The 13,987-nt window shown below is 58.4% G+C and carries 13 protein-coding genes; 7 read left to right on the forward strand and 6 right to left on the reverse strand.

Annotated features, from left to right (window positions below; translation table 11 throughout):
* Nucleotides 1-121: 121 nt before the first annotated feature.
* Nucleotides 122-1,372: a cytochrome P450 gene (locus tag PH5382_RS14395; protein ID WP_082645690.1), complete on the reverse strand. Its 1,251-nt coding sequence runs from the start codon at nt 1,370-1,372 to the stop codon at nt 122-124.
* Nucleotides 1,373-1,496: 124 nt separating this feature from the next.
* Here PH5382_RS14395 and PH5382_RS14400 point away from each other — a divergent pair, with 124 nt between their 5' ends.
* Entirely contained in the window at nt 1,497-1,829 is a 333-nt protein-coding gene (locus PH5382_RS14400; RefSeq protein WP_058335097.1) for a TfoX/Sxy family protein, read from the forward strand.
* Nucleotides 1,830-1,995: 166 nt separating this feature from the next.
* Here PH5382_RS14400 and ndk read toward each other — a convergent pair whose 3' ends face one another.
* Nucleotides 1,996-2,418 (reverse strand): nucleoside-diphosphate kinase, encoded by a 423-nt coding sequence (gene ndk / locus PH5382_RS14405; RefSeq protein ID WP_009812004.1) that lies wholly within the window; start codon nt 2,416-2,418, stop codon nt 1,996-1,998.
* A 168-nt stretch (nt 2,419-2,586) separates the two neighbouring features.
* Nucleotides 2,587-3,789 carry a multidrug effflux MFS transporter gene (locus tag PH5382_RS14410; RefSeq protein WP_058335098.1) on the reverse strand — a complete coding sequence of 401 codons (1,203 nt, stop codon included), beginning with the start codon at nt 3,787-3,789 and terminating at the stop codon, nt 2,587-2,589.
* A gap of 262 nt (nt 3,790-4,051) precedes the next feature.
* On the opposite strand from PH5382_RS14410, the gene PH5382_RS14415 reads away from it, so the two are divergent.
* From PH5382_RS14415 to PH5382_RS14430, 4 genes are all read left to right on the forward strand, one after another.
* Nucleotides 4,052-4,363, forward strand: a complete 312-nt coding sequence (locus PH5382_RS14415) for a hypothetical protein (protein ID WP_058335099.1) — start codon at nt 4,052-4,054, stop codon at nt 4,361-4,363.
* A gap of 71 nt (nt 4,364-4,434) precedes the next feature.
* Complete coding sequence (locus PH5382_RS14420; RefSeq protein ID WP_058335100.1) at nt 4,435-6,297, forward strand: ABC-F family ATP-binding cassette domain-containing protein; 1,863 nt, start codon at nt 4,435-4,437, stop codon at nt 6,295-6,297.
* Nucleotides 6,294-6,917, forward strand: coding sequence for a MarC family protein (locus PH5382_RS14425; RefSeq protein ID WP_058335101.1), 624 nt, complete (start codon nt 6,294-6,296; stop codon nt 6,915-6,917). The genes PH5382_RS14420 and PH5382_RS14425 overlap by 4 nt, the downstream gene beginning before the upstream one ends.
* 63 nt (nt 6,918-6,980) lie before the next feature.
* The gene (locus tag PH5382_RS14430) at nt 6,981-7,562 is read left to right on the forward strand and encodes a retropepsin-like aspartic protease family protein (protein ID WP_058335102.1); all 582 of its coding nucleotides are present in this window, start codon (nt 6,981-6,983) and stop codon (nt 7,560-7,562) included.
* A gap of 107 nt (nt 7,563-7,669) precedes the next feature.
* On the opposite strand, the gene PH5382_RS14435 is transcribed toward PH5382_RS14430, so the two are convergent.
* The 3 genes from PH5382_RS14435 to PH5382_RS14445 all read right to left on the reverse strand — a co-directional run bounded on the left by PH5382_RS14435 (nt 7,670) and on the right by PH5382_RS14445 (nt 11,492).
* Nucleotides 7,670-8,464, reverse strand: coding sequence for a PilZ domain-containing protein (locus tag PH5382_RS14435; RefSeq protein WP_231751892.1), 795 nt, complete (start codon nt 8,462-8,464; stop codon nt 7,670-7,672).
* A 1,080-nt stretch (nt 8,465-9,544) separates the two neighbouring features.
* Nucleotides 9,545-10,003 carry a DNA polymerase III subunit chi gene (locus tag PH5382_RS14440; RefSeq protein ID WP_058335104.1) on the reverse strand — a complete coding sequence of 153 codons (459 nt, stop codon included), beginning with the start codon at nt 10,001-10,003 and terminating at the stop codon, nt 9,545-9,547.
* 7 nt (nt 10,004-10,010) lie between these two features.
* On the reverse strand, nt 10,011-11,492 hold the full coding sequence (locus tag PH5382_RS14445; RefSeq protein WP_058335105.1) for a leucyl aminopeptidase: 1,482 nt from the start codon (nt 11,490-11,492) through the stop codon (nt 10,011-10,013).
* Nucleotides 11,493-11,740: 248 nt separating this feature from the next.
* Here PH5382_RS14445 and lptF point away from each other — a divergent pair, with 248 nt between their 5' ends.
* A complete protein-coding gene (lptF, locus tag PH5382_RS14450; protein WP_058335106.1) occupies nt 11,741-12,886 on the forward strand; it encodes an LPS export ABC transporter permease LptF in 1,146 nt (381 codons plus the stop codon).
* On the forward strand, nt 12,883-13,986 hold the full coding sequence (gene lptG, locus PH5382_RS14455) for an LPS export ABC transporter permease LptG (protein ID WP_058335107.1): 1,104 nt from the start codon (nt 12,883-12,885) through the stop codon (nt 13,984-13,986). The genes lptF and lptG overlap by 4 nt, the downstream gene beginning before the upstream one ends.
* Nucleotide 13,987: the final 1 nt, after the last annotated feature.

Consider the following 13,987-nt stretch of genomic DNA (forward strand, 5'->3'; position numbering starts at 1 on the left):
GCCCGACAGCTCCCGCTGCCCCAGACGGGTTTCATGGTCTTTAAACTGAAATGCGCCTCTGCGATCCGCCGTCTGGGTTACCCCACTGATGAGCTGACAACCGTGTCTGCTAAATGGCGGATCAGCCAGCTTGCAGGCTGGCTGGAAGGTGGGCAAAGCCGCGAAAGCGTATGCGCCCACCCGGTTTTCGTCCCGTCAGAATTTCATAGCCGGGGAAGCGTGCCAGAAACCGTTCCAGCGCGATCTTGCCCTCCATTCTGGCCAGGGTCAGCCCGACGCAGACATGCGGCCCGCCCGCAAAAGCCAGGTGACGGTTGGGACGGCGTGCAATGTCAAACCGCTGCGGCTCCGAAAAGACCTCCGGGTCACGGTTGGCCGCCCCGATCACCAGATGCAGATTGCAGCCCCGGTCGATGGTGATCCCGCCGATTTCCACCATGGCCGTGGTTTCGCGATTGCCCAGCTGATTGGGCGAGCGAAACCGCAGGACCTCTTCGACGGCCGGTTTGATCAGCTCTGGTTCTGCCAGCAGTCGCGCCTTTTGGTCCGGGTGATCATGAAGCAGCGCCAAACCATTGCCGATCAGATTGGTGGTTGTCTCGTGACCTGCGTTGAGAATGAAAATACAATTCTGGATCAGCTCGATCTCGCTCAAGCCCTCTTCGCCGGGCTGACGTTGTTCATTGCCAATCAGTCGCGTCAACACATCCGTTTCCGGATCCCCCGGCCTGGCCCGGCGGCGCGCCACCAGATCTTCCAGGTAGGCTTTGAACTCATCCACCGCGCGATGTCCCGCCGCAAGTTGTTGCGCGCTGAGAGAGGGCTCAAGCGCGCCCAGAATGGCCAGTGACCAATCGCGCAACGGCGCACGTTCATCCATTGGCACATCCAGCAGGTTACCGATGATCTGGATTGGAATAGTCGAGGCAAAATCTTCAATCAGATCCACCTGTGCTGCGCCCTCCATCGCATCAAGCAGCTCATCCACGGTTTTGATCAGGCCCGGCTCCATCTTGGCAATTGCACGGGGCGTCAAGGCCGAGGTCATGATCCTGCGCACGCGTGTGTGCAGCGGCGGATCAGAGAACACCAACGAGGTGGTATGGTGTTCAAATAATGCAGATCCCACGCCAAACTTCGGGCCAAAAGCCGCCTTTTTATCCGAGGAATAGAGCGTCGTGTCCCGATATATCCTGTCCAGATCGTCGTGTCGGCTGATCAGAACCGACCCGTCTGGTTGAACCAATACCGGGGCCTCGACCAGCAGTGCATCGTAATAGGGAAAGGGATCCTCGACGAACCCTTGAGGCGGATTGGCCAGGTCAAAGCCGTGAATGTCTTCTGGTCGTATGGCCTTGCTGCTTTTCGACAAAATCGCCCCTCCGAGTTTTTCTTTCTGAGGCTCTGATAAGAATACTTATCTGTCAATCACATGGCATAGCAAAATTTCTTGCTCCCCAAGTGACAGAGGCGGGAAACGTCCCTATGTTCGCCATATGTCCACAGCTATCTCAACCATCCGCAATCTCGGCCCCGCCTACGAGGAATCTTGTAAGCGGGCAGGCATCCACACCGCGGAAGAGCTGCGCGCACTGGGTGCAGATGAAGCCTATGCGCGGCTCTTGGGATCCGGTAGCAAGCCCCATTTCATTGGCTATTACGTGCTGGTGATGGCGCTGCAGGGGCGTCCCTGGAATGATTGCAAGGGCGAAGAAAAAAAGGCATTGTGGCAGCGGTTTGATGCGATCAAAGCGCAGCGTTTTGACAACAACCGATCAGAGTTGGAGCGCATTCTCAACCAGATTGGCGTCATTGAGAAACCAGTCTAAATGTGACGCCGCGTTCCTGATGAGACGACCGTCAGGCATCCCGGCTGCGCAGGTTCAGATCGTACGCGCTGCGCACATGGGGCAGGAAACCTCCGCAAAAAAGGAAAAGGGCCGCACCGACAGTTCGGTACGACCCAGGATCAGCATCTCTGACAAGAACGGTGGCTTAGCCGACCAGCTCGAGGCCGGAGAAGAAGTAAGCGATCTCTACAGCTGCTGTTTCAGGCGCGTCCGAGCCATGTACCGAGTTTTCGCCAACGGATTCAGCGAATTCGGCGCGGATGGTGCCGGCAGCCGCATCAGCTGGGTTGGTGGCGCCCATGATTTCGCGGTTTTTCGCGATGGCGTTTTCACCTTCCAGAACCTGGCAGACAATTGGCTCGGAGGACATGAATTCGCACAGCTCGTCGTAGAAGGGACGCTCAGCGTGCACTTCGTAGAACTTGCCAGCCTGAGCTTTGGTCAGGTGAATACGCTTTTGTGCGACGATGCGCAGGCCAGCTTCTTCGAATTTGGCGTTGATTGCACCGGTCAGGTTGCGGCGGGTGGCATCGGGTTTGATGATCGAGAAAGTGCGTTGCAGAGCCATCGGGCGTTCTCCATTTAAAAGATCGGCGAGAGTATTCTCCGCGCCACAGATATCGCGCGCCGCCTACCATGCCTGCAGGCACATGGGAAGGGCAGAGTTGTGTTGCGCCGAAAAATGCGGCGCCGTTCCGTACCCTTTGCCAGGTTTCATTCTCAGGCGGTTTCGTTTTCAGGCGGTTTCTTCCAAAGGATCATGCTTGTCGAGCCAGCGCACATATATAGCAGAGGCCAGCGCGCAGAAGCTGGAGCCCAGGATGATGCCGAGCACGGTGAATGGCGCCGCTTCAGGCGTGACCAGCCCGCCTGTCAGCGTGGTCATGACCGCACCAAGCGCCACCACCAGAGCCCCTGACAGGCCCGACGCACTGCCCGCCAGATGCGGACGCACCGACATCAGCCCGGCGCTGGCATTGGCCACCGTCAGCCCATTGCCAAAGCCCACACAGATTGCCGATCCAAAGAAGGCCCAGATGGAGCCGAAACCGCTCAAAAACAATCCGAGCCCAACCACAGGCCCGATGGTGGCGGCCAGTCGCCCCGCCAGCACCAGATTGATCAGTTCCACTTTCAGGGCCAGCCGTCCGGTGACAAAATTCCCCACCATGAACCCACAGGTGATGATACCGATCCCCAATCCCAACTGCGCCGGGTTGAGGTCAAACCAGGCCGCGGCCACTAATGGGGCACCGGTGATAAAGGCGTAAAAGCCGCCAATGGAAAACGCCAGACACAGGCTGTAGCCCCAGAACCGGCGGGAGGCCAAAAGCTCTGGATAGCTGCGCATCTGGGCGCCAAAGGTGGCCGATCGTTGGTGGTTTGTCTCGCCCCAGTCCCCCCAACACAGGGCCAGCAGGCCAAACCCCAACAGCGTATAGAGCGCAAAACTGGACCGCCAGCCAAAGGCCATGTCCAGGCCCCCGCCCAACATCGGCCCCAGCATTGGCGCCAGCGCCATGGCCATGGTGACATAGCCCAGCTTGCTGGCAGCCTCTTGGGTGAAATGCATGTCGCGTAGGGCAGCACGCAACAGGCCCTGCCCCGCCACAACAATGCCCTGCAGCATGCGAAACCCCAGAAACACCCAGATGTCTTCGGCCCAAAAGCACCCCAGTGAGGCAACCGCAAAGATGAGCATTGAGCCCAGTAAGACCGGCCGACGACCGTATCGGTCCGACAAGGGCCCCATAACCAGCTGCAAAACGGCAGAAATCGCCAGATACCCCGCCAAAGACAGGTTCACCACGCCGTAGCTGGTGTCAAAATCCTCGGCGATGCGGGGCAGCGAGGGTAAGAACATATTAAGCGACAGAACCGCCAGAGCGGTGCTGAAAATCAGCGTCACAAGATGTGGAGCACTCTGTGCAGCGCGCATGAAATCACCTGAGTTTGAAAGCCTCGTTCCTCAGGTACCAGTATAAATCGACAGGAGCCAGACACGACGCCGCGTGCCGTGACCTGCACCCACCCGCCCTTCATCGAGTTGCCGCCCGGCTAACGTTCGACCGGCAGAACTTGACGATGGTCAAATCAGGTTGGATTGCCAAATCCGACAATTTAAGTCAGTTATTAAAAACCCTATTTCATCCGCCCCCTGGCTTTCACTGTTCTGCCGTCTCATCACAAGGAGTACCACCATGTCATTCCAAACCCACCTCTGCGCCGCCCTTGCAACCATTTTGACATGGGCCGGGGCAACCACGTCCGTTCAGGCCGGCGAGCCCGCCGCGGCACCCGCCCTGCCCTTGACCTACGAAACCTTCGAGGCAGCTGTCGCGCATATCGACCTCGAAACTTGCCCTGTTTCACTCCCACAGGCAGACAGCTTCTGCCGCGCCTCAATCCACCACGAAGAAATTCACGTCTTTGCCTTTTCGCTGCAGGGCGATAGCCCGATGGTGGGTTTTGCCTCCTTTTCTGCCGAGGGTCTTGAGCCACTGCTGAAATGAACGCCGGATATCGCCCGATAGGCCCGGATACACATTGACAAGTCTTGGGCACTGCGACAGTGCATGAGCCCATGCTACGTATTCAGGATATCACCTATTCGGTTGAAGGCCGCCCTCTGTTCGAAGAGGCCAGTGCCACCATTCCCAACGGCCACAAAGTGGGCCTGGTGGGGCGCAACGGCACCGGCAAAACGACCTTGTTTCGCCTCATCCGGGGCGAGCTGGCGCTTGAGACCGGCTCCATCTCACTGCCCTCCAAGGCACAGATCGGCGGCATCGCCCAGGAGGCGCCGTCGTCAAATGTGTCGCTGATCGACACGGTTCTGGCAGCCGCTACAGAACGCGCAGCCCTGATGGCAGAAGCCGAAACCGCGACCGACCCCGGCCGTATCGCCGAGGTGCAGACCCGGCTGGCCGATATCGATGCCTGGTCCGCCGAAGCCCGTGCCGCGTCGATCCTCAAGGGTCTGGGCTTTGACGAAGAGGCACAGCAACGCCCCTGCTCCGACTTCTCTGGCGGTTGGCGGATGCGGGTTGCCCTAGCGGCGGTCCTGTTCTCGGAACCCGATCTGCTGCTTTTGGATGAGCCGACCAACTATCTCGACCTCGAAGGGGCACTTTGGCTGGAGGCCTATCTGGTCAAATATCCCCACACGGTCATCATCATCAGCCACGACCGTGAGCTCCTGAACCGCTCCGTCGGTGGTATTTTGCATCTCGAAGACCGCAAGGTCACCTATTATGGCGGCAACTACGACCAGTTCGCCCGCCAGCGCGCCGCCAACCGCGCCAACCAGGCTGCTCAAGCAAAGAAGCAAGACGCACGTCGCGCCCATCTGCAAAGTTTTGTGGACCGTTTTAAAGCCAAGGCCAGCAAGGCCAAACAGGCCCAAAGCCGGGTCAAGATGCTGGAAAAGATGGAAACCATCCGCGCGCCCGAAGATGCCGCGCGCACCGTTTTCACCTTTCCCACACCCGAAGAGCTGTCGCCGCCGATCATCGCCACCGAAGGTGTCAAGGTTGGCTATGATGACAAGGTGATCCTCAGCCATCTGGATCTGCGCATCGATCAGGATGATCGCATCGCCCTTTTGGGCAAGAACGGCGAAGGTAAATCGACGCTATCCAAAATGTTGTCGGCGCGTCTGGCGCCAATGGGCGGCAAGATGAGCCAGTCCAGCAAGCTGCGTATTGGTTTCTTTGCCCAGCATCAGGTCGATGAGCTTTATATCGATGAAACGCCGCTGCAACACCTGATCCGCGAACGCCCCACCGAAGGCCAGCCGCGCCTGCGTGCCCGTCTTGCGGGATTTGGCCTGGGTGCCGATCAGGCGGATACCGCTGTGGGACGCCTGTCCGGCGGGCAAAAAGCACGGTTGTCGCTGCTGCTGGCCACATTGGACGCACCGCATCTGTTGATTCTCGATGAGCCGACCACCCACTTAGATATCGAAAGCCGCGAAGCCCTAGTCGAGGCGCTGACCGCCTATACCGGTGCCGTTATCCTAGTCAGCCACGACATGCATCTGCTGTCACTGGTGGCCGATCGGCTCTGGCTGGTCTCTAAAGGCACAGTCAAACCCTATGAGGGGGATTTGGCCTCGTATCGGGCCTTGCTGCTGGAAAAAGACAAACCTGCGTCCAAGGACAAGCCGATCAAAAAGGAAAAGCCAAAGCCCGCGCGCCCGACGCGCGATGCCATTCTGGCCCTGCGCAAAGATGCGCGCAAATCCGAAGAACGCGTCAGCAAGCTCACGCAGATGAAGGACAAGCTGGATATCAAACTGGCTGACCCGGAACTTTACGAGCCCGAGAAAAAAGACGAAGCTCGGGTTTGGCAGAGCAAGCACGCCGAAGTCATCGAAGCGCTGGATCGCGCTGAGCTGATGTGGATGCGCGCTCTGGAGAAACTGGAAAAAGCCGAGGCCTCATGATCGACACCGCCTTTCTGATCACCTCTTTTGTGACGCTCTTTGTGATTATTGATCCCATTGGCCTCACACCGATCTTTTTGGCGCTGACACAGGGGGCCACCCCACAGGAACGTCGCTCCATCGCGCTACGCGCGGCCTTTACGGCGATGTTTCTGCTGGCCCTGTTTACCCTCTTTGGCGAGGCCGTGCTGGGCTTTGCCGGCATCTCCATGGCCGCCTTTCGGGTTGCGGGGGGCGTTCTACTGTTCCTGACCGCATTGGACATGCTGTTTGAACGCCGGACCAAGCGGCGTGAAAACCAGGGCGAAGAGGCCACCGAAGCCGAAGATCCTTCGATCTTTCCGATGTCGATCCCGCTGATTGCCGGCCCTGGCTCAATTGCGACCGTGATCCTTCTGGCCGGGCAAAAGCCCGGTCTCGAAGGGTTTGCGCTGGTCATGGGCGTGGTTGTTGCCGTGCTTTTTGTGATGCTGCTGATGTTTCTGGCCTCAGGCATGCTCGAACATGCGCTCGGCAAGACCGGCATCAATGTGGTGACCCGGCTTCTGGGCATGCTCTTGGCCGCTCTTTCGGTGCAATTTGTGCTGGATGGTCTGCGCGATTTTGGCTTTGCCGGCTAGGCATTCGCCGCAGCCCGCTTAGATAGTCAATAGAATCGCAATTTCGCAGGGACCGCTTTCGCAATGGAAGATTTTGAATTCAGCCGCCTGATCTATCTTGGCTTGCTGCTTGTCGCGGTTGGGGCTTGGGTCTTTGTCGAGAACCGCCAATCGCTGGGCAAGACGGTACAGCAACTGGCAGTCTGGGCTTTTATCTTTCTGGGTGTGATTGCCGGATACGGCCTTTGGGGAGATATTCGCCAGACCCTGCAACCACAGCAATCCGTAATGAGTGAAACGGGTCGTGTCGTGGTGCCGCGTTCCGCTGACGGCCATTATTATCTGACGCTTCAGGTAGACGGCGCCGACATCCATTTCCTTGTCGACACCGGTGCCAGCGAAGTGGTTCTGACGGAACGTGATGCACGACGGGCCGGGATCGATCCTGATAAGCTGGCCTATCTAGGGCGTGCCCGTACCGCCAACGGCGAGGTGCGCACCGCATCGGTGCGTGTCGGAGAGATCTCCCTAGGCAACATCCGGGACGAGAACCTGCGGGTCTGGGTCAATGAGGGCGAGCTGGACAGTTCCCTTTTAGGTATGGGCTATCTGCAGCGTTGGTCCAGTATTGAGATCCGCGATGGCGCGCTGGTGCTCACGAGATAGCGCGGACGCGAACAAGGCCGGGGCGGTCGGTTTCGTCTTTTGGCCTATCCGAATGCAGTTGCCCGAATAGGCCCTTTCCGGCCTACGCCGCCTAGTGGGATATCTCTTCAGCCAGCCTGCACCAGCTGATCCAGCTGAGCACGCTCCATCAGCGTTTTGAATTCCACGCCAAAATAATTGCCGTTGCGCCACAGCACCCGTGCAGGGATTGACCATCCGGCGTAGGTGACGCTGTGATCTGGATAGACCAAGGTCTTTTCGGGAACATTCACTTCGACTTCGGCGCCGACCGGACAGGTGACTTCGGATTTCACTTTGGCGCCCAGCTGGCTGACATCAATGATCTGCGCTTCGATCACTTCCTCCTGTTCTGCGGGGTGGACCAGACAGGAGGCATTGCAGACAAAGCGTTTCTTTTTGCGTGAATTGAGTTTGTTGATCCGGTCAAAGATCAAAAACGCAGCCACTCCGAGCAACAGAACCGTAATGGCACCGATACTAGCAATCTTACTAGAGACCAGATAGTTTTCATCGGTAAATGTGCCGGCCACCGAACGACCGTTTCCGTCCAGGCAGGGCAAAGCCACTAGCTCGCGCCGATACGCATCGAGCTTGGCCCGCAAGCGCAGCTTTCGCGCGGTTTCGGCGGCTTTGAACTGGCCGCCAATGGCGCGAATTTTCAAAAGGGTCTTTTGCTGCGCCATAAACTTCGACGTCGCCCCACTGATGCTGTTCAAGCCATTGTCATTGAGGCGCATGCGCAGTTCCACAACAGACGTATTCTTCAGGAAGCGCGTCAACTTGGCCCGCGCCTTGGGGTTGGCGCCGGTTTCCACATTGTCCAGAAACAACTCACTCAGATGCACCAGGGTCGCAAGCTCATCAAAGACCGTGCAGTTCATATCGCGGGCAAGGGCAGGATTGCCGCCCCCGAGAAGCAGAAAGGCGGAGATCAGCCAAACTGCAATGCAGCTGCGGGCAATTCGCCCGAGCCTCACGCGTCCGTAAACTAGCATGGATCGCCATGGTCGACCGGGTTTTGCGGGTTTTTCGAGGTTTCCAGGGCGCAGGGCGAGTCTGGTGGGTTTGGATAGACCAGTGTCTTGCAGTGAATGGTCTAGCCGTGACTGAAGCACTGCCTGCCAACCTGAGCGCAGCCCGTGGACCCGGCCCCTGCCCCGTCGTGAAACCTGCGGGACGGCCGCATCAATCGCACCTTCAGCCCAACCATGTGCTACGCAGTTGCCCATTTCACCTTTACCTATATCAGACCCTCCAGCATTGCCTTGCAGCCTGTACACACTTTGTCTTCGTCACTGTTTCCAGCAGACCAGTCTGACAAAAGCCAGAAGTGAGCAGTCTAAACCAAGACGTCACTCCGCCCTTTGCTACCGGTCTCCTCAGACCGATCTCCGTTTTGGTTGCACTGGCGTGATTAAGTCAGAGGCCTTCGCCTCTGTAGCTTGAGCTGCCAACAACCAATTCGGAGACCCCAAATTGAGTACTGTCACTATTGGCGAAACTATCTAAGAAATGATTACATCAAAGAATAGCGCCATTCACGCCGGCGCAATAAAATGGACAAGTAGGAATTCTGGTTTCTTTGCAATCTAATCGTCCCCTCCACTTTATGGGATTGAAGCGGGAATTCATAAATTCGCCTGCCATTAAATCAATTATATATGGCTCTTCCCGGCAAAGGGCGGGGGCGGAGTTTGCAAAACCTGCGGGGGCCGACAGACAGGCTGGCATTTCGAAAAACAGATAGCGCCAGGCTGCTTTGCAGGTTTTGCCAGGCTTGGCAGAGCCGGGCAGCTAGGGCCCTGCTGCGGCCGGATCGCAAAGGTATCAGAAAATCATCTCGATACCGGATCGCATGATCGCTATCGCACGATCGCTAGAGGCATCATCTGATGTCGAAGATGGGAATCAGATCGGCCTGCTATGTTCAGTCCCAGCGACAGCATCTCAGGCCAGCTGAATTAGGTTTCGGCTTTCTTTTCCCAGCGCCCGGATTCTTCGGACCAGTATTGTGCCGAACAGCCCGCATCCGTCAGGGCCTTCCATTGGCCGCGGGCCTGCTGCACCGCCTGTGGATCAGTCCCATCAAACAAGATGCAGACCCGCGCCAGGGATTGGACTTCTTCGGCCTGCACCTCGGCCCCGTCCACCGCCATCACACAATCCGGTGCATTTGCGGCCTCTTGGCTGGTGGTCAGCAAAACGGGTTGCAAGGCATCATGGGGGCCGCCCGCCAGACCGTGCGCCAAAAAGCTGTCGTCAGCCCCTTGCCACAGGCTTTCGTCCAGCCAGGCCATCCGGTCCTGCATCTGGCCGCGCACGGCTATGCGCCAGCCTGCCCCGCGCGCCTTTTCCAGCAACACCGGCAAGGTGTCCTGCAGCGGGCGGCGGGTCAAGTGATAGAAATAGACGGCCCCCATGGTCGCGTTACTGCGCTTCGAACTTGTCGCGCACCAGACGGTCCAGCGCCATAACGCCCCAGCCGGTTGCGCCTTTGGGCGCATAAGTCGTTGCGGATTTCACCGAGGCAACACCGGCGATATCCAGATGGATCCAAGGCATATCGTCTTTGATGAACCGCTTGAGGAACTGCGCCGCCGTGATTGATCCGGCCGGGCGGCCGCCAACATTCATCATATCCGCGATGCGTGATTTCAGCTGGTCATCATACCCCTGCCCCAGTGGCATCCGCCAAGCGCCTTCATCGGCGGCCTTTGCCGATTTAAGGAACCCATTGCACAGGGCGTCATCATTGGAAAAGACACCGGCATTTTCATGGCCCAGACCGATGATCACCGCACCAGTCAAGGTGGCCAGATCAATCACGCCACTGGGATTGAACCGCTCCTGCGCGTACCAAAGCACATCACAGAGCACCAGACGGCCTTCGGCATCGGTGTTGATCACCTCAATGGTGTCGCCCTTCATGGATTTGACCACATCGCCAGGGCGGGTGGCATTGCCGGAGGGCATGTTTTCAACCAGACCAACCAGACCAACCACATTGGCCTTTGCCTTGCGCAGAGCCAGCGCTTTCATGGTGCCAGTCACCACACCAGCGCCGCCCATATCCATGGTCATGTCTTCCATGCCCGCAGCAGGTTTCAGCGAAATGCCGCCAGTGTCAAAGACAACGCCCTTGCCGACCAGGGCCAGCGGAGCTTCACCCTTGGAACCACCGTTCCACTGCATCACTGCAACCTTGGACGGGCTGTCAGAGCCCTGCCCGACACAGAGCAAGGCGCCCATGCCGAGCTCAGCCAGGGCGGCCTCGTCGAGGATTTCAACCTCCAGGCCGATGTCAGACATCTCTTCGATACGGCGGGCAAACTCCCTGGTTGTCAGCACATTGGCCGGCTCATTGATCAGATCGCGGGTCATGTGCACCCCTTCAGCCACAGCCGCCAGAGGCGCAAACAGAGCCTCCATATCGGCAGCCGCCTTATGGGCGATGGTAATCACAGTCGGGGCGGCGGTTTTGTTGTCTTTTGGTGTTTTGTGGTTCTCAAAATCATAGCTGCGCAGGGCCATGCCCATTGCTAGCTCTGCCGCCTTGGGCATTGATCCCGCCATCACCGTCATCGCCTTGCCACTGGTGCCTGCGATCAGTTTTGCACCAGCCTGACGCGCCTCTGTCGGAGTGACTTTACGCGGCATCACCAGCACGTCCAGCGCTTCGGCCACCATGCCCGCAGGCCAGGCCAGAGAGATCACCGTGCCGGTTTTGGCCGCTTTGAAACCTTCGGAGTCCACCAGCCTTGCCAGGGCACCTTTGGTCATCCGGTTGGCGCTACGGCCCGCCTGATCCATGATGCCTTCGGGGGTGATCAGCACCACCACACGACCGGTCATTCCGGACAGGTCTTTGGGCTCATAGTCGGCAAAGCGGATGGTGGGCAAAGGGCTCATCTGTAAATCTCCTGTCGGGATCGTATCGGGATCGTGTCGCGGAATTTTTCCGGGCTTTAGCAGCAACAGGTAGCTTGCCGCCACGGCAATGGCCACCCCTACGAGACGTCAGCCCTCAGATCAGTAATCCGCAAAGCCCCGCCGATGCTGCAAGTCCGCTATCACAGAGGCGCAGATTGCAGTTTTCCCCCGCAAACAATTCCTCTAAGGTCAGGCAAAATAACATCGACAGGATCTGGGGGGATCGAGTGTCACGCTACGACAGATACGTCCTGTCGCAATATCTGCTGTTTTTCGGCTTCTTTGCGCTCATACTTGTGGCCGTGTTCTGGGTGAACCGGGCCGTTGTGCTGTTTGACCGTCTCATTGGGGACGGGCAGTCTGCGCTTGTATTTCTGGAATTCACCGCACTGACCCTGCCCAATCTCATCCGCATGGTGCTGCCGGTGGCCACCTTTGCCTCTGCGGTCTGGGTGACCAACCGGCTACAAAGCGAAAGCGAGCTGACGGTGCTGCGCGCCACCGGCACCAGCCCCTGGCAAATGGCCCGCCCTGCGCTGGCTTTTGGCATCGTCACTGCCCTGATGATGTCGGCGCTGACGCATTTTCTGTTGCCTACCTCGATCAGTCAGCTGGAGCTGCGCGAACAGGAAGTGTCGCGTAATGTCACCGCCAAATTACTGACCGAAGGCAATTTTCTGCACCCGACCAAGGGCGTGACCTTTTACATCCGCAAGATCGATGCCGACGGCACCCTGAACGATGTCTTCCTGTCGGATCGACGCAATCCGAAACAAAGTGTCACCTATACCGGTGCACGCGCCTTTTTGGTGCGCAATGAAGGCAAGACACATCTGATCATGGTTAATGGCATGGCCCAGCGTCTGGATGTTGCCGCACGGCGCCTTTCGACCACCAGCTTTTCCGATTTCTCATATGATATCAGCTCACTGGCACAGAAATCCGCATCTCAGACGCGCAATATCCGGGCCATTCCCAGCCTTGAGCTGATGACCCAACGCGCCAGCATCACCGAAAAAGAAGGCTATAGCCCCGGCCTGCTGGCCGAAGAGCTGCACCTGAGATTTGCGCGCGCCTTGATCTGCATCGCTGTGGCTCTGATCGGGTTTTCGGCATTGATGCTCGGGAGTTATTCGCGCTTTGGGGTCTGGCGTCAGGCCATGCTCGCCTTTCTTTTGCTGATCCTCGTCGAAGGCCTGCGCGGGGTCGTCTCGGACCCGGTTCTGAAGAACCCGGACCTGTGGCCACTGGTCTATCTGCCCGCAGGGATTGGCCTGGCAATCGCCGTCGTCTTTTTACAACTGGCAGCGCGCCCTTCGATTGGCCTGTTGCGCCGCCGCCAGGCGCCAACCACACCGGAGGCCCAGGCATGAAGCTTGATCTCTACTATGCCCGCCGGTTTCTGCAATGGTTTCTGATCATCTGTGCAGTCCTGATGACCCTTGTGGTTTTGATTGATCTCAACGAACAGGTGCGCCGGTTTGATGCCTTTGACCTCAGTGCCGGTCAGCTGTTGGGGCTGACGCTTCTGAATGCACCCGCAGCGCTGAGCGAGTTTCTACCGCTGATCATGATCCTGACCACGATCGTGCTGTTTGTGGGCCTGGCCCGCAGCAGCGAACTGGTGGTGACCCGGGCCATCGGGCGTTCGGGCATTCGCGCCCTGGCGGCACCGGTTCTGGTTGCCGCCCTGATCGGCGTTCTGGCTGTCAGCACGCTCAACCCGATCGTGGCAGCCACCACAAACCGCTATAAATCCCTGGCAGAGACCTATCGGACCGGGGGCGCTGCGGCCCTGTCGCTATCGGGCGAAGGGCTGTGGCTGCGACAGGGTAGCCCCCAGGGACAATCGGTCATCCATGCGTCAGGCTACGGAGGCGGCAGCGACGATATCGTTCTGCATGGCGTCACCATTCTGGCCTATGCCCCCGGCGGTGGCCCCATTCGCCGTATCGTCGCCCAAAGCGCCATGCTGGACGGTGAAGACTGGGTTTTGACCGAGGCCAAAGTCTGGCACCTGACCGCCGGGCTCAACCCGGAGAAATCGGCCGTAACCCATGACAGCCTGCGCCTGCCGACCACTCTCACGCAGGATCGCATTCGTGACCGACTTGGCTCTGCCGATGGGATCTCGGTCTATGATCTGCCTACGACCATCCGGGAGCTGGCAGAGGCCGGGTTTTCCACCAAACGCTACCAGGTCTGGTATCAGGTGGAGCTTGCCCGCCCGCTGTTCTTGATTGCCATGGTTCTCGTCGGCGCTGCCTTCACCATGCGCCATGCCCGCTTTGGCGGCACCGGCCTTGCTGTGCTGGCTGCGGTCCTGTTGGGATTTGGCCTGTACTTTATTCGAAACTTTGCGCAGATTTTGGGTGAAAATGGCCAGATTCCCGTCGCTCTGGCCGCCTGGGCGCCGCCCTTTGCCGCTATACTGTTAACCATGGGACTGCTTTTACATGCCGAGGACGGATAAT

The sequence above is a fragment of the Phaeobacter sp. CECT 5382 genome (assembly GCF_001457775.1).
In the GTDB taxonomy this organism is placed as follows: Bacteria; Pseudomonadota; Alphaproteobacteria; order Rhodobacterales; family Rhodobacteraceae; genus Pseudophaeobacter.